Source organism: Coprococcus sp. TF11-13 (assembly GCF_003481085.1).
Taxonomy (GTDB): domain Bacteria; phylum Bacillota; class Clostridia; order Lachnospirales; family Lachnospiraceae; genus Coprococcus; species Coprococcus aceti.
The window spans coordinates 132736-152347 of record NZ_QUKK01000004.1; the positions used below are offsets into that span (position 1 = coordinate 132736).

Below are 19612 nucleotides of genomic sequence, written 5' to 3' on the forward strand. Positions count from 1 at the left end.
TCTTAGATGGCTCGGCAGAGGCATCTTAGTACCGCTGCAGGCCGAAATAAGCGGGAGCGACCCGAAAATGATATATACAATCACTTGCAGTCGTATAATGATCATTGCGGCCCGTATTAGAAAAGGAGAAGACTATTATGGTAGCACAGACAGTAAAAGTAGTAAATGAACAGGGACTTCACATGAGACCAGCAGGAGTATTTGCAAAGGAGATGACAAAGTTCTCATGCGCAGTAACTCTCGACGTAGCAGGCAAGAAGATCAATGCCAAGAGCGTAATGCTCATCATCGCAGCATGCATCAAGTGTGGTGCTGAGGTTACAGTAGAGTGTGACGGTGCAGACGAGAAGGAGGCTCTTGCAAAGGCAGTTGAGCTCATCGAGTCAGGATTCGGCGAGTAGGACATGTAGATGTTCTGACGTTGCAGCAGGGAAATGATAAGTGAAATCTGATATCAGACTTCAGTAAATGTTACGGACAAATGGTACTCAGATTGAGTACCATTTGTTGTATAGAGAATAATTGGAGGTTTTCTTATGAATAAAGGAATCGCGGGTTCAGCCGGCTACGGCGTTGGAAAGGTTGTGATCATATCTGACGCAAAGCCGGAATATGAGAACAGAACAATCACAGATACAGATGCAGAGATTAAGAGATATGACGATGCAGTTGCAGCATTTACAGAGAAGACACATGCCATGGCAGAGGCCATGAAGGATAGTGTCGGAGAGCACAATGCGGAGATCCTTGAGGGACACATACTGCTCCTCACAGATCCGGGGATGGATGAGATCACAAAGGGCGCGATTATGAGCGGAACCTGTGCAGAGGCTGCATTTGAGAGTACATGTGATATGTTTGCCGGAATGTTCCAGATGGCAGATGATGAGCTCACAAGACAGAGAGCAACTGATATTGGCGACATCAAGGTGAGAATGCTCAAGATACTCACAGGTACACCTGATGTGAACATATCAGAGGTTCCAACTGGAACTATCCTTGTGGCTGAGGATCTCACCCCATCCATGACAGCAGGAATCGTCAAGGAGAATGTGGCAGGAATCATCACTGCGGTTGGTGGCAAGACATCCCACTCAGCTATTCTTGCGAGAGCACTTGAGATACCGGCGGTACTCAGCGTGGATGGAATAGTTGACATGGTTTCAGATGGAATGACAGCAGTAGTTGACGGATGCGATGGAATCTGCATACTTGATCCGTCCCCGGAAGATATAGAAGAATATCGGGCAAAGAGAGAGAAGTATCTTAGCGACAAGGCTCTTCTTGAGGTATATAGAGGCAAAGACACAGTCACAGCTGACGGTGTAAAGGTACATTTGTATGGCAATATCGGTAATCCGGAGGATGCAAAGCAGGTTGCTGCATGTGATGGAGAGGGCGTTGGCCTTTTCAGAACAGAGTTCCTGTTCATGGGCGCATCGGAGCTCCCATCTGAGGAAGAGCAGTTCCAGGCGTACAAGGCGGCTGCCGAGACCATGGAGGGCAGAGAAGTCATCATCAGAACACTTGATGTGGGTGGTGACAAGGATATCCCATACCTTGGACTTGAGAAAGAGGACAATCCGTTCTTAGGTTTCAGAGCAGTGAGATATTGTCTGCAGAATAAAGATTCATACAGAGTACAGCTGAGGGCACTTCTCCGCGCAAGTGCATTTGGCGATATCAAGATCATGGTACCGCTTATCACATGTGTTGATGAGATCAGAAGCGTGAAGGCTCTTGTTAAGGAGCTCATGGCTGAGCTTGATGCAGAGAATATAGCATACAATAAGGATATCCAGGTCGGTGCAATGATAGAAACTCCTGCGGCAAGTCTCATAGCAGACCTGCTCGCAAAGGAGGCAGACTTCTTCAGTATAGGCACAAATGACCTGACACAGTACACCATGGCGGTCGACAGAGGCAATGCAAAGGTTGCGTATCTGTATTCGTCCTACAATCCTGCAGTTCTCCGCTCCATGAAGAATATCATCGAGGCGGCAAATACAGCGGGCATCATGGTAGGCATGTGCGGTGAGGCGGCAGCAGATCCGTTGCTCATACCTCTCCTCATATCATTTGGACTGGGAGAGTTTTCGGTCAGTGCCACTTCAGTCCTTGCGACAAGAGGAGCGATAGCCAAGTGGTCGAAGGCTGAAGCAGATGAGTTGGCAGCAAAGGCACTCTCACTTGCAACAGAGGCGGAGGTTGCGGAACTTCTCAAAGCAAATGCAAGATAGATTAAAAGTGCACAATATGGCTTGGTAAAAATATGAGTACATTTTTGTATGGTTCATGTGTTTGAGAAATCAATAATGAACAAAAACCATGACTCGCAGTGACTATTTTCATGAAAATAAAAAAGTCGGCATTTTTAACTGGAAAAAGTGCCGATTTTTTTGTTACAGTATAATTAGTAGCAGGAAGAACACATAGTGAACAGAGTCAGCCTTGCAGATCGAAACAGACAGGTGCATCATATCGTAATTTTAGTGAGTTTGTTTTAACAGTATTGTAGATGGAAATAATATGGATAGGAGGATGTAATAATGTTTGAGAATGAAAAAGTAAACCATGTGAAGTTTGGTGAAGGCAGTGTGATGGAATGTGATGGAAGCCATATAAGAATTGTATTTTCTTATAATAATGTAGAAAAGACATTTGCCTATCCGGGAGCATTTGACAAGTTTGTCAGCTTTCAGAGTGAAGAGGCACAGCAGGTGGCTGAGAGTGAGCTGGAGCAGATAAAGCTGAACCAGAAAAAGCTGGAGGGAATGAAGAAGCTTATAATTCAGGAGAACGAGAGAAGGAAAGAGGAAGCACTCAAGGCCAAGGCGAAGAGGAAGAGACAGTAATATAAAGTAAGATATAATAGTCCCTGCCAGAGAGAAAAATTTCTCTTTTGGCGGGATTTTTTGTACCTGAGGATCATTTTTAGAACAGTGATATTTTTACATATACCTTGATTTTGTTGATATTTTTTGCTAAATTAAGTACGTACGTGTATAAATAGGGGCAAATGCACCCATTTACAGAATAAAATGATCATAACAGTCAGAATTTGGCTGTCGGAAAGGACGGAGCACAGAGTGTATAAGATTACTAAGGTTGAACAGTTGACAGAGACCATATACCTCATGGACGTGGTTGCACCACGAGTTGCAAATAAATGTCTTCCGGGACAGTTTGTAATTGTCAGAGGTTCAGAGGATGGAGAGAGAATCCCTCTCACTATCTGCGATTACTCAAGAGAGGACGGAACCATCACTATAGTATTCCAGGTAGTTGGAGCTGCTACAGAGATGATGAAGAATAAGAAGGCAGGAGATTCATTTGCGGATTTCGTTGGACCACTTGGATGTCCATCAGAGTTCTGCAAAGAAGATATAGAAGAGCTCAAGAAAAAGAAGATCCTCTTCGTTGCAGGTGGTGTTGGAACAGCGCCTGTATACCCACAGGTAAAGTGGCTCCACGAGCAGGGCATCGAAGCTGATGTCATCGTCGGAGGAAGAAACAAGTCACTCATCATTCTTGAGGACAAGATGAAGAAGGTAGCCGGCAACCTGTATATCACGACAGATGACGGTTCATATGGAAGCAAGGGCGTCGTTACAAATGAGATCCAGAAGCTCGTAGACGCTGGCAATAAGTATGATGTATGTGTAGCCATCGGACCTATGATCATGATGAAGTTCGTATGTAAGCTCACAAAGGAGCTTGAGATCCCTACAGTTGTCAGCCTTAACCCTATCATGGTAGACGGAACAGGTATGTGTGGTGCCTGCCGTGTAACTGTTGGCGGTGAGGTTAAGTTTGCGTGTGTAGATGGACCAGAGTTCGATGGTCACAAGGTGAACTTTGAGGAGGCTATGCAGCGCCAGCAGCTCTACAAGACTGCAGAGGGCAGAGCATTCCTTGCAGCAAAAGAGGGCGATACCCATCATGGCGGATGTGGAAACTGTGGAGGTGACAAGTAATGGCTATAGAAGTAGATGTTTGGAAGAGAGTACCAGTTCGTGAGCAGGAGCCAGAGGTTCGTGCAAAGAATTTTGAAGAGGTTTGTTACGGATATAATGAAGAGGAGGCTATGGCTGAGGCTTCAAGATGTATAGGATGTAAGAACGCCCCATGTATGAAGGGCTGTCCTGTATCTATCAATATCCCTGGATTTATAGCTCAGGTCAAGGAGGGCAATTTCGCTGAGGCGTTCAAGATCATCAGCGAGTCATCAGCACTTCCTGCTGTATGTGGCCGTGTATGTCCACAGGAGACACAGTGTGAGCAGAAGTGTATCAGAGGAATCAAGGGCGAGGCGATATCCATCGGTAAGCTTGAGAGATTTGTTGCTGACTGGGCCCGTGAGAACGGAATCAAGCCAGAGCCTGCAAAGGAGATGAATGGTCACAAGGTGGCAGTCATCGGATCAGGCCCTTCAGGTGTGACAGCAGCCGGAGATCTTGCAAAGATGGGTTACGATGTAACTATATTCGAGGCACTTCACCAGCCGGGCGGAGTTCTCGTATACGGAATTCCAGAGTTCCGTCTTCCAAAGGAGAAGGTAGTTGCCAAGGAGATCGAGAACATCAAGTCACTTGGTGTTAAGATAGAGACAAATGTAGTAGTAGGAAAGTCAGTAACAATTGACTCTCTCCTTGAGGATGAGGGATTTGACGCAGTGTTCATCGGATCAGGTGCAGGACTTCCTAAGTTCATGGGTATCCCAGGCGAGAATGCCAACGGCGTATTCTCAGCAAATGAGTACCTTACAAGAAGCAACCTCATGAAGGCGTTTGACGAGAATTCAAATACACCTATCATGAGAGGTAAGAAGGTTGCCGTTGTCGGTGGTGGAAATGTTGCTATGGATGCAGCAAGAACAGCACTCAGACTTGGTGCTGAGACACATATCGTATACAGACGTTCAGAGGAGGAGCTCCCAGCCAGAGTTGAGGAGGTTCATCACGCTAAGGAAGAGGGAATCATATTTGATCTCCTCACAAACCCAACAGAGATCCTTGAGGATGAGAACGGCTGGGTATGCGGTATGAAGTGTGTGAAGATGGAGCTCGGTGAGCCAGACGCATCAGGCAGAAGAAGACCTGTTGTGATTCCAGATTCAGAGTTCACAATGGACGTTGACACAGTAATCATGTCACTTGGAACTTCACCAAACCCACTTATCTCATCTACAACAGAGGGACTTGAGACAAACAAGTGGAAGTGTATCGTTGCAGAAGAGGCAAACGGACAGACAACCAAGGAAGGCGTATATGCCGGTGGCGATGCCGTAACAGGTGCTGCAACAGTTATCCTTGCAATGGAAGCTGGCAGAGCTGGTGCAAAGGGAATTGATGAGTACATCAAGAACAACAAGTAATAATTATATAGAGTCATAAAAACAGGGCTGATGTGTATAGGGAATACTTCACATCAGTCTTTGTTTTATATACGGGGGATTAGTTATGTATGATGAATTTGCAAAATGGTTAGACAGAATTTTAGATGAGAATATGCCGCTGCCGGGGGTGGCGATCAACTTCAATATATATGAAGAGGTGGACTTGCATTGGTCGATCCAGTTGATAAGTTCAACTTATTTTGACGAGGAGGACGAGGACTGGAATTGTTACGAGGAGTTCACGACAGGGGAAGATCTGTACGAATGGCAGCAGGGTGTAGGCTGGGAGAAGATACTTGATATTTCCTGTGAGATGATCAGAAAGTATCTCACAGAAGGAAAATATGCTGAGAAACTTAAGAAGTACGAGGCTGTTGCCGCTGGATTTGTGGACGGCGATGTGGAAATCCTGTACAGAAGATAGAGTGTTATGGAAACTAGTATGTAGTAGAAAATTGAAAATCTAGTGGGTAGTAGGAAATCGAGTGAATTGTGGGAAAACGAAAGCATTATAAGAAATAATGCACGTTGTATGAAAATGTGTGAGTTGTAGAAATATAGTATGTATTGCAGAAAAATTGTGATAGGTGGGTGACAACATGAAAACTTTATATGTATCAGATCTGGACGGTACGCTTCTTCGCAGCGATGAGACCACATCCGAGTATACAAACAGTGTAATCAATAATCTGACAGATAGAGGAATGATATTCTCTTATGCCACGGCGCGTTCACTTGTTACAGCGAAGAAGGTGACAAAAGGACTGCGGGCAGAAATTCCGTTGATCGTGTACAATGGTGCGTTTATAGTGGACAATCTTACCGGTGAAGTCCTTGCTGCGAATTACTTTGATGAATCGGTAGGATCAGTGCTTGACGATCTGTTCGGTAATCAGATATTTCCGATAGTGTATGCGCGGATAGATGGCAGGGAGAAATTTTCGTATGTTCCGGAGCTGTGCACAGATGGTATGAAGAAATTCCTGCTCAGCAGGCAGGGGGATGTCAGGACAAATGTCGTAAAGTCTGCGGAGAACTTGAAAGTGGGAGATATTTTCTACATAACCTGCATTGACAGTCCGGAAAAATTAAAGCCAATGTACAATAAATATAAAGAAACATTTCACTGTGTATATCAGAAAGACATTTATACAGATGAACAATGGCTGGAGATCATGCCGTTTGCAGCATCTAAGGCAAATGCAATAAAACAGTTGCAGGAACTTCTGGAATGCGACAGGGTGGTTGCCTTTGGAGATGGCAGGAATGATATAGATATGTTTGAACTTGCTGACGAAAGCTACGCAGTGCAAAATGCTGATGAACAGCTAAAAAGGTATGCCACATCGGTTATATCATCAAATGATGAGGATGGGGTGGCGCACTGGCTTGAGGATAATTATATCGTAAAATGACGAAAACTTATGGGTAAAAATCCAGGTTGAGTATAACGGTAAATATACATAAAAATCAGGTTGTAATTTGCGCAGAGCAGGGTATATAATGACACTACACATTTATAATCTTAAGTAAATATGCTAATATGATTGTGAAACACAAGTTGCACCACGAGATAAGGTGCTTGAATAGGGAAAAGGACAATTGCGGTTATGTAGGATAATATTGTAATTGCCTTAGAAAGTGAGAAGGAGAAGACATCTTATGGAAAAGAAAGAACTGATATACTACAGACTGGATGAGGTGGATGAGAAGATACTTGCCATGCTTCAGGACAATGCACGTGTATCACTCAAGGATATAGGCGCTGAGGTGTCCATGTCACCTACAGCAGTTGGAACAAGAATAGACAGGATGCTTGCCGAGGGCGTGCTTGAGGGATTTACCACCAAGCTCAACCCAGAGGCCATGGGCCATTATATCAAAGCATTTATCAATCTGGAGGTTTCGCCGGAGCAGAAGGCAGAGTTCTATCCATATATAGACAGCGTGTTAAATGTTGTGGAGTGCAACTGCGTGACAGGAGATTACTCAATGCTCATAGAGGTACGTTTCAAGACAACAGCAGATCTCGATCATTTTGTTGGAGAACTTCAGAGATTTGGCAAGACCAAGACTCAGATCGTATTCTCCACAAATGTAAAGCACAGATGCAGATACTGGAAGAATGATCTTCACCACGATGAGGAGAAGAAGTAAAAATTGAAAACTGTGTCGAAAAGACTTTAGACGTTTAACTCAGCGGGAAATACCCCAAAACAAGAAGAATGTTTATAAATAATAAGCTTAATTGATAAAAACAGGGGAAAATTAAGCAAAAACAAAAAAATACTTAGATTTCACAAGTTTTTTCTTTACAATCTTAATTTCCTATACTATAATAGGGAGCGTGGTCAGGAAATAATTAACAGGTCACGATATATAATCAGTTTAGGAGGATTTTTACTATGTCATATGTTGATGAAGTACTCGAGATAGTACAGAAGAAGAATGCAGATCAGCCTGAGTTCTTACAGGCAGTAACAGAGGTTCTTGATTCACTCAGACCTTGTATCGAGGCAAATGAGGAGCTTTACAGAAAGAACGCTATCCTTGAGAGAATCACAGAGCCAGATAGACAGCTCATGTTCAGAGTACCATGGGTAGATGACAACGGACAGGTACAGGTCAACAGAGGTTTCCGTGTACAGTTCAACAATGCCATTGGACCATACAAGGGAGGTCTCAGACTTCACCCATCAGTAAACCTTGGTATCATTAAGTTCCTTGGTTTCGAGCAGGTTTTCAAGAACTCACTTACAACACTTCCAATCGGTGGTGGTAAGGGTGGTTCAGACTTCGACCCTAAGGGTAAGTCAGACAGAGAGATCATGGCATTCTGCCAGAGCTTCATGACAGAGCTTTGCAAGTATATCGGTGCTGATGTCGATGTTCCAGCTGGAGATATCGGAACAGGCGCTAGAGAGATCGGTTTCATGTTCGGTCAGTTCAAGAGAATCCGTGGATCATACGAGGGAGTTCTCACAGGTAAGGGACTTACATATGGTGGATCACTTGCTCGTACAGAGGCTACTGGTTACGGACTGCTTTACCTTACAAACGCACTGTTAAAGGATCATGACATTGATATCGCAGGCAAGACTTGTGCAGTATCAGGTGCTGGTAATGTTGCAATCTACGCAATCCAGAAGGCACATCAGTTAGGTGCTAAGTGTGTTACATGTTCAGATTCTACAGGTTGGATCTACGATCCAGAAGGAATCGATGTTGCACTTCTTAAGGAAGTTAAGGAAGTTAAGAGAGCACGTCTTGATGCTTATGCTGCTGCCAGACCATCAGCTGAGTACCATGTAAAGAAGGATGCAAATGATCACGGCGTATGGTCAATCAAGTGTGACCTTGCTCTTCCATGTGCTACACAGAACGAGCTTAACCTTGACGATGCTAAGATGCTTGTTGCAAACGGCGTTATCTCAGTAACAGAGGGCGCTAACATGCCTACAACTCTTGAGGCTACTAAGTACCTTCAGGAGAATGGTGTTCTCTTCGTTGGTGGTAAGGCTGCAAATGCAGGTGGTGTTGCTACATCAGCTCTTGAGATGAGCCAGAACAGCGAGAGACTTTCATGGACATTCGAGGAAGTTGATGGCAAGCTCAAGGGAATCATGGAGACAATCTACGCTAACATCTCAGATGCAGCAAAGAGATACAACATGACAGTTGGCGGAAACGCAGACTATGTTGCAGGTGCTAACATCGCCGGTTTCGAGAAGGTTGTTGACGCTATGCTTGCTCAGGGCGTTTGCTAATCCTAGGTAATAGGCGAGAGCCATATCTTCAAATCAACTAGACATAAGATTATAATATAAGACTATAGACGTCCATCTGTGGAGTGATCCGCAGATGGGCGTTTTTGCGTTGCAGCAGTATCCTGCGCTTACTTTTGGGGTGATCTCTATGTTGTATATCCAATCATATTTGTCTACCCTCACTTGGACTTAGCTTCTATCATGCACGCCGCGCCAAGCACGATAAGGACGCATGGCTCTCTGCGGCGGCACAGAAGCGTCAAAGCTCGGTCGCCGGCACTATCGATTGGAGATACAACATAGAGAACATACCCCAAAAGTAAGCGCAGGATACTTTTATATATTTAAACTTCGTTTAAGTTTGGCAGGTTATTATAGCCTCATCAAGAGGAGATAAGACAAGAAAGGATGATGCTTATGGCAGACAACACGTTTAAAAGATATGAACTTAAATACATGCTGACTCGATACCAGTACAAGCAGATAATGAGCGAAATGATAAGGTATATGCAGCCGGACCGGTTCGCACACAGCCAGATCATTAACATATATTTCGACACTCCTTCCCACAGGCTCATCAGAGACTCCATAGAAAAGCCGGTTTACAAAGAGAAGCTCAGGCTAAGAAGCTATGGAGTCCCGGATGACGATTCAGAGGTTTTTATTGAGCTCAAGAAGAAATACAAATCGGTTGTGTACAAAAGAAGGCTGGAGGTACCTGAACAGGAGGCTATGGATTATCTGGTGGGAGGTCAGCCGCTGCACGAGGATTGTCAGATTGGCAGAGAGATAGATTATTTCATGCAGGTATACAAAGATCTGGAGCCTGCAGTGGTTCTCTCATATGAGAGGGATGGATGACCCGGAGCTCAGGATCACGTTTGATTACAATATACTGTGGCAGAATGATGATCTGACACTTCAGAAAGAACCATATGGGCACAAGGTCATACCAGAATATAAGGTGTTGATGGAGATCAAGATGGCAGGTGGGTTCCCGCTGTGGCTGTCACATCTGCTCACAAAGTATGGAGCATACAAGACGTCATTTTCAAAGTATGGAGAGGCGTATAAACAGATGGTTGGTTGACATAAGTCGAGGGCAAATTATGTAAATTATAAAGTGACAAGCATAAGCAGGAGGATATAGAAGATGACAGGATTATTTGACAGTATATTTGGAACGGCGACAACGATATCAGTGCAGGAGTTTCTGATCTGCATAGCGGTATCCCTTATAATAGGAGTATTCCTTGCGTTGGTTTACGCATTCAGAAGTAAATACACCCAGAGTTTTCTGGTGACATTGGCACTTATACCTGCGGTTGTGTGCGTGGTGATCATGATGGTAAATGGCAATGTTGGCGCGGGCGTTGCGGTGGCAGGAGCATTCAGCCTTGTAAGGTTTAGATCGGTTCCAGGTTCGGCAAAGGAGATATGCGCCATATTCCTTGCGATGGGAGCTGGACTTGTGACCGGAATGGGATTTATAGGATATGCAGTATTATTTGCCGCCATACTAGGCGGAGCGATGTTCATTTGCAGCCTTACTGGATTTGGCGGCGGAAGGGATGAAGAGAGAGCCCTGAAGATCACCGTGCCTGAAAATCTCGACTATACAGAGGCATTTGATGAGATACTTGCCGACTGTACAGACAGTTACAGACTGATAAATGTGAAGACGACCAACATGGGAAGCCTGTTCAAGCTTACATATGTGGTGAAGCTTAAGAAGGACACAAATCAGAAGGATATGATAGATAAGCTCAGAGTGAGAAATGGCAACCTTGAGATCATGCTGGCACAGGTGGATTCGGGGGACACGACATTGTAGAAGTCAGTTGATAAGGCAGATACTTAGTAAGGAGATGATCGTATGAGGAAGAATAAATATATGAGACATAGAGCGGGAATCCGCAAATGTCTGGCTATAGGGTTGACAGCGGCCATGTGCATGGCCATGCTTGCCGGATGTTCAACCAGCCAGAGCACAAGCTCGACTTCAGATACTGAGGTGACAAGTGATGTGAGCACAGAGACGGACGCTGATAAAGAAAGCCCAAATGGCAGTGCGGATGCAGAGAATACCAGTGTAAAGACAGAGATGACTGTGGAGGAGATGCAGGCGTCTATAGATGAAGCCATGAGCGATGCGGCTATAGATATAACAGATATGTTCACGAAGCGGGATCTGGCGGGAACCTATGATGAGAGCGAGGCTGCGAAGATAACGCTGTCGGGAAAGACCGCCACATGCGACAGCTCAAATGTACAGATAGAGGATGGTGTGGTGACGATCAAAGCGGCAGGTGTATACGTTCTGTCAGGGACACTCACAGACGGCACCATCGTGGTGGATGCGGGCGATGACGATAAGGTTCAACTTGTACTTGACGGAGTATCGATCACGGCTGCGGATTATGCGGCAATATATGCGAAGAACGCTGACAAGGTATTTGTGACGTTGGCGGAAGGGGCAGAGAACAGTCTTACGGTGTCCGGAGACTACGTTCAGACGGATGACAACAATGTGGATGCCGTGATATTTGCCAAATGCGACCTTACACTGGGCGGCACCGGAAGTCTGACGGTCAAAGACACTACGGGACATGGAATCTTGTCCAAGGATGACCTGGTGGTTACAGGTGGCACCTATACCATAGACAGTCAGGATCACTGCCTGAACGCTAAGGATAGCGTGAGAATTGCGGACGGAACATTTAACCTGAGCTGTGATGAGGATGGTATACATGCGGGAAATGACGACCAGCAGGATGGATATGTATATATAGAAGGCGGAGACATCAACATATCGGTTGGGGATGATGCGATCCATGCGGAGGGACTTCTGATAATAACCGGTGGAGATATAGATGTATCTAAGAGTTATGAGGGGGTAGAGGGGGATAAGATCCTTGTGACTGGCGGTAATATAGATGTGATATCCAGTGATGACGGCTTCAATGCAGCTGGAGGCAGCTCAGGTTCGGGAGGCAACCATGATGGTTTTGGAGGTGGCCCAGGCATGGGCGGAGTGGACATGGATGCCGACAGTGATGCATATATTCTTATAACAGGAGGAACGATAAATATAAATGCCAATGGTGATGGAATAGATTCCAACGGCTATATTGGAATCACAGGAGGCAGCGTATATGTACTCGGCCCTTCGGACAATGGCAATGGGGCGATGGACTACGGAATGTGTGCGGCGATAACAGGCGGCGAGATCGTAGCTGTGAGTGGTTCCGGTATGGCTCAGGAATTTGGAGATGAGTCCACACAGTGCTCGGCTCTTGTTAACTTTGATGAGTGGGTTGACGCCGGCGAAACGATCACACTTACTGATTCAGATGGCAAGGAGGTGCTCAGCTATAAGGTGGATAAGAAATTTAACTCGGTTGTTATCAGCACATCAGACATGAAACAGGGGGATAACTACACTTTGACTGTCGGTGACCAGAACAGTACATTTACACTGGACGATATTACGTACAGCGAGGGCTCAGGCGGAATGCAGAGACCGGGCGGCAATTTAGATAATGGCGGAATGCAGAGACCGGGCGGCAACTCAGATGATGGAAATATGCAGAGACCAGGCGGCAACTCAGATGATGGAAATATGCAGAGACCAGGTGGCAATTCAGATGATGGAAATATGCAGAGACCGGATGGTGATTCAGATAATGGGCAGAATGACAGCGCAAATGGCAGTTTACAGAACAAAGACAATAGTTCGAGCTCAGACAGCATGAGCATATAGAAGATAATTCCAGACGCTTTAATAGCCGAAAACAGTTGATTAATTTGCAAAAATGCTTAATATTATAAAGACATGAGATTTTTGTAGTTAATACACAGTTGGTAAAAGAGCAGATACCCAATATGACTGGAAGGAGAACCCATATGAAGTTATATGTTGCAAGACACGGAGAGACGGAATGGAACAGACTTAATAAGGTCTGTGGCAGGACAGATTCCCATCTTACAGATAAAGGACTTCAGCAGGCACAGCTCCTTGCAGAGAGATTGGATAGCTGCTCTATTGACGTGATAATAGCATCGCCGCTCTCCAGGGCACAGGAGACGGCCGGGGCGGTGGCGGAGAGAAAGCATTTGCCTGTCATCACGGATGAGAGGCTTATAGAACAGGATTACGGTGTGTATGAGGGTGTTCAGAGGGACGACAGGGATTTCCTGAACAACAAAAGGATGTTCGCATACAGATATCCCGGAGGAGAATCCATGATGGATATCGCCAGGAGAACGTACGATCTGATAATTGAAACCCGCGAGACATATCCGGATTCGTCGGTGTTGTTTGTCTGCCATAACGGAATATGCAGGGCGATATGCAGCTATTTCATGGATATGACCAACGAGGAGTATTTTGGATTCAGTCAGGACAATTGTGGGTACAATATCTACGAGTGCTGATCTGAGAAGGAGTGTTTTATAATATGAAGGAATTGCTTATAGATTCATTTAAGGATGCACTGTTTGATACGGTGAAGCTCATCCCGTTTCTGCTCATCACCTATGTGGTCATGGAGTGGCTTGAGAGAAAAACTGCAGGCCGACAGGCACATGTGCTTGGAAAGGCAGAGAAGCTTGGACCATTGATTGGCGGAGTGCTGGGAATAGTGCCACAGTGCGGATTTTCACTTATGGCATCCAACCTGTACAGCGGAGGCGTGATAGGGGCGGGCGTGCTCATAGCCGTGTTCATGTCAACCTCGGACGAGATGCTGCCGATCATGCTGTCAAATGACGCGATAAGCGCGGGGACAATAGTGAAGATCCTTGCGACAAAGGCGGTCATAGCCGTAATAACAGGCTATATGGTAGGATTTGTGCTGGACAGAATGAGAAAGCCGGTTCAGGTAAAGAAGATAGATCCGGTTCACAGACATGGTGGACATGATGAGCACGAACACCATAGCGGACATGCGCACAGTGACTCTGCAAAAGCGGCAGAAAGCTCTCTGCACACACAGAATATAGTGTATAAGGATGCTGCTGAGAAGAAAGGAAAGGGACATGTGCATGACTATGTCCATGAGCACAGTCACGACCACGGACATTTGGGAGAGAAGAATATCCATGAGGTGTGCGAACAGGAACACTGCGACTGCGAGGGGGGAATATTCAGATCTGCTCTGGTGCACACTGCAAAGATTGCGATATTTATATTTATATTCTCACTTGTGATAAATGTGATCATAGAGGCTATAGGAGAGGAATCCATAGCCCGCATATTCAATGATGTGCCTGTGCTTGGAGAGGCGGCAGCAGCGTTGGTGGGCCTTATTCCTAACTGTGCGGCATCAGTCATAATAACCGAGCTGTATCTTCAGGGAATACTCAGCGCGGGTGCTATGATGTCAGGACTTCTGGTGAGTGCAGGAGTAGGCCTTGTGGTGCTCTTTAGGATGAACAGGCATAGACCTGCGGAGAATATAAGGATAGCAGTGGTGCTGTATGCTGCAGGACTTGCGTGGGGACTCATAATAAATGCTCTTGGAATCACATTTTAGCAGAGTGTAGAGAAAATAAATGTAAGCGATGCGCAGTGACCGCATTGCAATAAAGTAAAAAAGGGCTGCGAAAAAACTCAATCGAGTTTTTTCACAGCCCCTTGTGTGTGTGTTGTTACTTTGTGCGTTTCTTACCGCAGACAGGACAGATATCCTGATCCGTAGGCTGTCCGCATCCCCAGCAGATCCAAGTGTCCCCTTCACTGGATGGTTGCTCCTCCAGCTTTTGTGTCGGCTTCATCTTGAAGTTTTTGGAAACAATCTCCACATTGCCGTCCTCGTCAAGAGTAGTCTTGATATCTGCGGCGGCGGGAGCTGTGTCCGATGAAATATTTTTCTTCTTTTTCCCAAATCCAAATCCCATTTTATAACCCCGATTCTATAACATATATAATATATTCTAATGCAATATATACAATTAAGCAATAGAAATTTGGACAAAATCGCCTATGCTGTTGTAAAATTTGATGAAAAGCACCTATTGCCATGCGCCATCAAATGTGATCACCTGGCCATTCAGGTATTCTCCACACTCGGCAATGTGCACAATGAAATCTGCCGCTTCATAAGGTGTGGCCATTCTTCCTGCAGGTATTTCATCCTCCAGCATCTGGCGTTCCTCCGGTGACAGATGACCGTTCATGGAGGTGTCAATTGCGCCAAATGCTATGGCGTTGACGGTTATACCGCTTGGAGCAAGCTCCTTTCCAAGAGCCTTTGAGAAGGAATTTACAGCACCTTTGGAGGCTGAATATGCGACCTCACACGACGCACCGACATTTCCCCACACGGATGAGATATTGATTATGTGTCCTTTGTGGAGCTGGATCATGTGAGGAACCACGAGTCGGCAGCTATTGAAAACCGAGTACACATTTGACTTCATGGTTCTGTCAAAATCCTGGGCTGTCATATCGTTTATAAGCCCCACATAAGATATGCCGGCATTGTTGATGAGGAGATCGATGTCGCTGCCGAGATGATCTATGGTATTTTGTATAAACTTTTCCATAAATTCCATATCCCCGGCGTCTCCGGTCTCACAGTAACAGATGCAGCCTTTTGCCGTAAGTTCGTCTCTCAGAGAGAGAAGCTCTTCTTTGTGTTTGAATGAAGTGATAGATATGCTGTTATATTTGTCTGAAAGCGCCAGGGCCGTTTCCCTTCCGATGCCCGTAGAGGCGCCAATTATTATCGCTGTTTTCAAATCTGTACCTCCGCTATTTGTGAACAAAAATTTAATTCTAGTATATCATGCGAATTAAATGTTGAAAATAAAAAAGCACTTTGGTATACTCTAGTTGTTTTTGTTAACAAATGAGAATATACATTTATATTGAGATGGAGGCTATATAATGGGTAAGAAAGTAATGAAATTATTCTTAGATACAATGCTCAGAGCAGCGGTTATCATACTTGCAGTGGCTATAGTTGTCATGCTCGTACTGCTTGCACGAACCGTCAGCAAGAGCAAGAAATCAGACGCATCGGACACGGGCAATAAGACAAGCATCGTGACTGAGGAGTCAGATCCGTCAGATCCTACATTTGGAGGTTCAGGCGATGCTGCAGACAGTTCAGACACATCAGCGGATGACAGCTCACAGGATGCTTCAACAGAGGATGCAAATGCGGGAAATGCCAAGGGTGCAAATGTAGTAGTGCTCAACGCATCAGGCGTGTCAGGTGTGGCAGCTACATGGCAGACAACACTCACAGCGGATGGATACACATCAGTAGATATAGGAACATATGACAACGGAGATCAGTCAACAACAGTTATCTACACATCAGATTCATATGATGTTAGCGGACTTGTAAGCCTTCTGGGTGGAGCGGCAACGGCTGACAGATCAGATATTGACTCATCTGTTGCTTCAGATGTCGACATTTCAGGTGCAGACATTGTCGTAGTAATAGGTGTGGACAACGCAGCCAACAACTAGATATAGAAGAATATGTAGAAAATATATAGAAAACTCTGCTGATATCGTAATAGAAAACACCGATATCAGTAGAGTTTTTTTACTGTAGTACAAAATGTTACAGATTTTGCCGGCTGTTCTACATTTTTCTGGTTTGTCAAGTATATATATGAGTAAAAACAATAGGCAAAAGTAATAAAATATACCGAAAACGTGACGAAAAACCCTATTGACATAAATGGGTATGGTGAAGGTTTCACAAAAAAGGAAGTTTAAACCAAGGGAAAACGGTTCGAAAACCGTCAAAATGTTGCAAAATTTGTGCATGTATACAATTTAGACAAAAGTTCAAAATTTTTTTTGAGCAATAATCACATAGAATGAAAAATGCCAATGATGTAGAATAACAATAGTTTTTAGGGTGAACAAAAACAAGATTATATACACTACGGAGGTAATTTCAAATGGCAAGTTTATCACTTAAGAACATTTACAAGGTATATCCTAACGGATTCAACGCAGTTAAGGACTTCAACCTTGAGATCGAAGACAAGGAGTTCATCATCTTTGTTGGACCATCAGGATGTGGAAAGTCAACAACTCTTAGAATGATAGCAGGACTTGAGGATATCAGCTCAGGTGAGTTATGGATCGGCGACAAGCTCGTAAACGATGTAGAGCCAAAGGACAGAGATATTGCGATGGTATTCCAGAACTACGCTCTGTACCCACATATGTCAGTATATGATAACATGGCATTTGGACTTAAGTTAAGAAAGGTTCCAAAGGAGAAGATCGACAAGGCTGTACATGAGGCAGCTAAGATTCTTGATATCGAGCATCTTCTTGACAGAAAGCCAAAGGCTTTATCAGGTGGACAGAGACAGCGAGTTGCTATGGGACGTGCAATTGTCCGTGAGCCAAAGGTATTCCTTATGGACGAGCCTCTTTCAAACCTTGATGCTAAGCTTCGTGTACAGATGCGTGTTGAGATCTCAAAGCTTCATCAGAGACTCCAGACAACTATCATCTACGTAACACATGACCAGACAGAGGCTATGACACTTGGTACAAGAATCGTAGTTATGAAGGATGGTATCATCCAGCAGGTAGATACACCTCAGAACCTCTACGACAAGCCATGTAACCTGTTCGTTGCCGGATTCATGGGTATGCCACCTATGAACTTCATCGATTGTAAGGTTGTTAAGTCAGGTGCTGACGTTCTCCTTATGTTCGGTTCACATTCAATCAAGGTTCCAGACAGCAAGGCTGAGAGACTTATCGCACTTGATGCTATCGATAAGGAAGTTGTTCTTGGTATCCGTCCAGAGGATATTCATGATGAGCAGCTCTTCATCGAGTCATCACCAGAGAGCGTAATCGATGCAAGAATCAACATCTACGAGATGCTTGGTGCCGAGGTTTACTTATACTTCACAATCGACCAGTTCGATATCACAGCAAGAGTAAATGCTCGTACAACAGCTAGACCTGGCGACACAGTTCAGTTCGCATTTGACTTAAGCAAGATCCATATCTTCGATAAGGAGACAGAGGAGATCCTTGTTAACTAGTCTTAGATAACACATAGAACTTACAATTACACTCCAGATAACTGGAAACAGTAGTTTAATTCTTGGAAAATTGAGAAAATGCAGAAAATACATATAAAAAATCTGCATTTTCTCTTTTTTTTTCTACAATTTTGCTTTAAAATAAGAGTAATGGATTACGGGATAAAACGTATAATGAGTATAAGGAGTGAAAAGAATGATATCAAACCAGATTCTTCAGGATACAATAGACGGATTAAAAGGTATAACAAGAACTGACCTGTGCGTGTTGGACACAGAGGGAAAAGTGCTTGCGTCAACACTTAAGGATATAGATGACTGCGAGGATTCAGTTCGTGCATTTGTTGATTCACCGGCAGAGAGCCAGGTTGTAAGAGGTTATCAGTTCTTCAAGGTGTTTGACGATAACCAGTTAGAGCATATTCTCATGGCAAAGGGCGAGACCGATGATACATATATGGTCGGCAAGATTGCAGCATTTCAGATCCAGAACCTTTTGGTCGCATACAAGGAGAGATTTGACAAGGACAACTTTATCAAGAACCTTCTCTTAGACAATCTCCTTCTGGTTGATATCTACAACAGAGCAAAGAAGCTCCACATAGATACTGATGTGAGAAGAATCGTATTTATCATAGAGACAAAGAATGAGAAGGATACCAATGCACTTGAGACAGTACGTAATATCTTCTCAGCCAAGACAAAGGATTTCATCACTGCTGTGGACGAGAAGAACATCATTCTTGTCAAGGAAGTCAAGTCCAACGAGACATATGACGACATGAACAAGATTGCCAAGGTCATCGTTGACATGCTCAATACCGAGGCGATGTCATCTGTACATGTGTCATTCGGAACAATTGTCAATGAGATAAAGGAAGTTTCACGTTCATACAAAGAGGCTAAGATGGCTCTGGATGTTGGAAAGATATTCTATGAGAACACAGATATCATAGCATACAGCAATCTTGGAATAGGACGACTTATTTACCAGCTTCCACTTCCTCTGTGCAAGATGTTCATCAGAGAGATATTTGACGGCAAGAGCCCTGATGAGTTTGACGAGGAGACTTTGTCAACTATCAACAAGTTCTTTGAGAACAGCCTGAACGTATCAGAGACATCAAGACAGTTGTACATCCACAGAAATACTCTGGTATACAGACTTGATAAGTTGCAGAAGAGCACAGGCCTTGATCTGAGAGTATTCGAGGATGCCATCACATTCAAGATCGCTCTTATGGTTGTAAAGTACATGAAGTACATGGAGTCACTGGATTATTAAAATGTCCGGTGGACAGTTGTCTGGGATATAGATCGCATAGAAGCGGCAGCCTTACATATGAATATATGAAGACTGCCGCATCGTGTATTAATTTTAATTCACAAACTATACACAACAAAACAA

General features: G+C 44.4%; 20 protein-coding genes. 18 read left to right on the forward strand and 2 right to left on the reverse strand.

The features are described 5' to 3' along the window. Positions 1-137 precede the first annotated feature (137 nt). From DXD11_RS08405 to DXD11_RS08470, 15 genes are all read left to right on the forward strand, one after another. Entirely contained in the window at positions 138-401 is a 264-nt protein-coding gene (locus DXD11_RS08405) for an HPr family phosphocarrier protein (RefSeq protein ID WP_022216909.1), read from the forward strand. Between the two features lie 135 nt (positions 402-536). Next, on the forward strand, positions 537-2240 hold the full coding sequence (gene ptsP / locus DXD11_RS08410; protein WP_118758181.1) for a phosphoenolpyruvate--protein phosphotransferase: 1704 nt from the start codon (positions 537-539) through the stop codon (positions 2238-2240). A 309-nt stretch (positions 2241-2549) separates the two neighbouring features. Beyond that, on the forward strand, positions 2550-2855 hold the full coding sequence (locus DXD11_RS08415; RefSeq protein WP_118758182.1) for a hypothetical protein: 306 nt from the start codon (positions 2550-2552) through the stop codon (positions 2853-2855). Between the two features lie 234 nt (positions 2856-3089). After that, entirely contained in the window at positions 3090-3977 is an 888-nt protein-coding gene (locus DXD11_RS08420; RefSeq protein ID WP_022058413.1) for a sulfide/dihydroorotate dehydrogenase-like FAD/NAD-binding protein, read from the forward strand. After that, positions 3977-5377 (forward strand): NADPH-dependent glutamate synthase, encoded by a 1401-nt coding sequence (gene gltA / locus DXD11_RS08425; protein WP_118758183.1) that lies wholly within the window; start codon positions 3977-3979, stop codon positions 5375-5377. Before DXD11_RS08420 ends, gltA begins: the two co-directional genes overlap by 1 nt. Before the next feature lie 85 nt (positions 5378-5462). Then, positions 5463-5822 (forward strand): hypothetical protein, encoded by a 360-nt coding sequence (locus DXD11_RS08430; RefSeq protein ID WP_004851321.1) that lies wholly within the window; start codon positions 5463-5465, stop codon positions 5820-5822. A gap of 175 nt (positions 5823-5997) precedes the next feature. Beyond that, positions 5998-6813, forward strand: a complete 816-nt coding sequence (locus DXD11_RS08435; protein WP_118758184.1) for an HAD family hydrolase — start codon at positions 5998-6000, stop codon at positions 6811-6813. A 247-nt stretch (positions 6814-7060) separates the two neighbouring features. Then, positions 7061-7555, forward strand: coding sequence for an Lrp/AsnC family transcriptional regulator (locus tag DXD11_RS08440; protein ID WP_015534003.1), 495 nt, complete (start codon positions 7061-7063; stop codon positions 7553-7555). Between the two features lie 248 nt (positions 7556-7803). Continuing rightward, positions 7804-9165 (forward strand): NADP-specific glutamate dehydrogenase, encoded by a 1362-nt coding sequence (gene gdhA, locus DXD11_RS08445; protein ID WP_004851315.1) that lies wholly within the window; start codon positions 7804-7806, stop codon positions 9163-9165. 417 nt (positions 9166-9582) lie between these two features. Next, the gene (locus tag DXD11_RS08450; RefSeq protein ID WP_330426625.1) at positions 9583-10026 is read left to right on the forward strand and encodes a VTC domain-containing protein; all 444 of its coding nucleotides are present in this window, start codon (positions 9583-9585) and stop codon (positions 10024-10026) included. After that, positions 10010-10255: a VTC domain-containing protein gene (locus DXD11_RS14790; RefSeq protein WP_330426626.1), complete on the forward strand. Its 246-nt coding sequence runs from the start codon at positions 10010-10012 to the stop codon at positions 10253-10255. The genes DXD11_RS08450 and DXD11_RS14790 overlap by 17 nt, the downstream gene beginning before the upstream one ends. A gap of 63 nt (positions 10256-10318) precedes the next feature. Then, complete coding sequence (locus DXD11_RS08455) at positions 10319-10999, forward strand: DUF4956 domain-containing protein (RefSeq protein ID WP_118758185.1); 681 nt, start codon at positions 10319-10321, stop codon at positions 10997-10999. 42 nt (positions 11000-11041) lie between these two features. Then, complete coding sequence (locus tag DXD11_RS08460) at positions 11042-12928, forward strand: carbohydrate-binding domain-containing protein (RefSeq protein ID WP_118758186.1); 1887 nt, start codon at positions 11042-11044, stop codon at positions 12926-12928. A gap of 143 nt (positions 12929-13071) precedes the next feature. Continuing rightward, positions 13072-13602, forward strand: a complete 531-nt coding sequence (locus tag DXD11_RS08465; protein WP_118758187.1) for a histidine phosphatase family protein — start codon at positions 13072-13074, stop codon at positions 13600-13602. A gap of 23 nt (positions 13603-13625) precedes the next feature. Beyond that, the gene (locus DXD11_RS08470) at positions 13626-14702 is read left to right on the forward strand and encodes a putative manganese transporter (RefSeq protein ID WP_118758188.1); all 1077 of its coding nucleotides are present in this window, start codon (positions 13626-13628) and stop codon (positions 14700-14702) included. A gap of 115 nt (positions 14703-14817) precedes the next feature. Here the strand turns inward: DXD11_RS08470 and DXD11_RS08475 are convergent, their stop codons facing one another. Together DXD11_RS08475 and DXD11_RS08480 are read right to left on the reverse strand one after the other, a co-directional pair. Next, positions 14818-15066: a hypothetical protein gene (locus DXD11_RS08475; RefSeq protein ID WP_117551205.1), complete on the reverse strand. Its 249-nt coding sequence runs from the start codon at positions 15064-15066 to the stop codon at positions 14818-14820. A gap of 114 nt (positions 15067-15180) precedes the next feature. Next, positions 15181-15909 (reverse strand): SDR family NAD(P)-dependent oxidoreductase, encoded by a 729-nt coding sequence (locus DXD11_RS08480; RefSeq protein WP_118758189.1) that lies wholly within the window; start codon positions 15907-15909, stop codon positions 15181-15183. Positions 15910-16057: 148 nt separating this feature from the next. Between DXD11_RS08480 and DXD11_RS08485 the strand changes: the two genes are divergently transcribed. The 3 genes from DXD11_RS08485 (at position 16058) to DXD11_RS08495 (ending at position 19489) form a co-directional block, all read left to right on the forward strand. Continuing rightward, a complete protein-coding gene (locus tag DXD11_RS08485; RefSeq protein ID WP_118758190.1) occupies positions 16058-16648 on the forward strand; it encodes a LytR C-terminal domain-containing protein in 591 nt (196 codons plus the stop codon). A 443-nt stretch (positions 16649-17091) separates the two neighbouring features. Further along, positions 17092-18204, forward strand: a complete 1113-nt coding sequence (locus DXD11_RS08490; RefSeq protein ID WP_004851294.1) for an ABC transporter ATP-binding protein — start codon at positions 17092-17094, stop codon at positions 18202-18204. A gap of 196 nt (positions 18205-18400) precedes the next feature. Beyond that, positions 18401-19489 (forward strand): PucR family transcriptional regulator, encoded by a 1089-nt coding sequence (locus tag DXD11_RS08495; RefSeq protein WP_055224350.1) that lies wholly within the window; start codon positions 18401-18403, stop codon positions 19487-19489. Positions 19490-19612: the final 123 nt, after the last annotated feature.

Coding starts and splice junctions, on each gene's coding strand:
- gltA (WP_118758183.1), top strand. CDS start 3,977: ATGGCTATAGAAGTAGATGTTTGGAAGAGAGTACCAGTTCGTGAGCAG.
- DXD11_RS08435 (WP_118758184.1), top strand. CDS start 5,998: ATGAAAACTTTATATGTATCAGATCTGGACGGTACGCTTCTTCGCAGC.
- ptsP (WP_118758181.1), top strand. CDS start 537: ATGAATAAAGGAATCGCGGGTTCAGCCGGCTACGGCGTTGGAAAGGTT.
- DXD11_RS08440 (WP_015534003.1), top strand. CDS start 7,061: ATGGAAAAGAAAGAACTGATATACTACAGACTGGATGAGGTGGATGAG.
- DXD11_RS08405 (WP_022216909.1), top strand. CDS start 138: ATGGTAGCACAGACAGTAAAAGTAGTAAATGAACAGGGACTTCACATG.
- DXD11_RS08465 (WP_118758187.1), top strand. CDS start 13,072: ATGAAGTTATATGTTGCAAGACACGGAGAGACGGAATGGAACAGACTT.
- gdhA (WP_004851315.1), top strand. CDS start 7,804: ATGTCATATGTTGATGAAGTACTCGAGATAGTACAGAAGAAGAATGCA.
- DXD11_RS08415 (WP_118758182.1), top strand. CDS start 2,550: ATGTTTGAGAATGAAAAAGTAAACCATGTGAAGTTTGGTGAAGGCAGT.
- DXD11_RS14790 (WP_330426626.1), top strand. CDS start 10,010: ATGAGAGGGATGGATGACCCGGAGCTCAGGATCACGTTTGATTACAAT.
- DXD11_RS08455 (WP_118758185.1), top strand. CDS start 10,319: ATGACAGGATTATTTGACAGTATATTTGGAACGGCGACAACGATATCA.
- DXD11_RS08450 (WP_330426625.1), top strand. CDS start 9,583: ATGGCAGACAACACGTTTAAAAGATATGAACTTAAATACATGCTGACT.
- DXD11_RS08475 (WP_117551205.1), bottom strand. CDS start 15,066: ATGGGATTTGGATTTGGGAAAAAGAAGAAAAATATTTCATCGGACACA.
- DXD11_RS08430 (WP_004851321.1), top strand. CDS start 5,463: ATGTATGATGAATTTGCAAAATGGTTAGACAGAATTTTAGATGAGAAT.
- DXD11_RS08495 (WP_055224350.1), top strand. CDS start 18,401: ATGATATCAAACCAGATTCTTCAGGATACAATAGACGGATTAAAAGGT.
- DXD11_RS08470 (WP_118758188.1), top strand. CDS start 13,626: ATGAAGGAATTGCTTATAGATTCATTTAAGGATGCACTGTTTGATACG.
- DXD11_RS08485 (WP_118758190.1), top strand. CDS start 16,058: ATGGGTAAGAAAGTAATGAAATTATTCTTAGATACAATGCTCAGAGCA.
- DXD11_RS08460 (WP_118758186.1), top strand. CDS start 11,042: ATGAGGAAGAATAAATATATGAGACATAGAGCGGGAATCCGCAAATGT.
- DXD11_RS08490 (WP_004851294.1), top strand. CDS start 17,092: ATGGCAAGTTTATCACTTAAGAACATTTACAAGGTATATCCTAACGGA.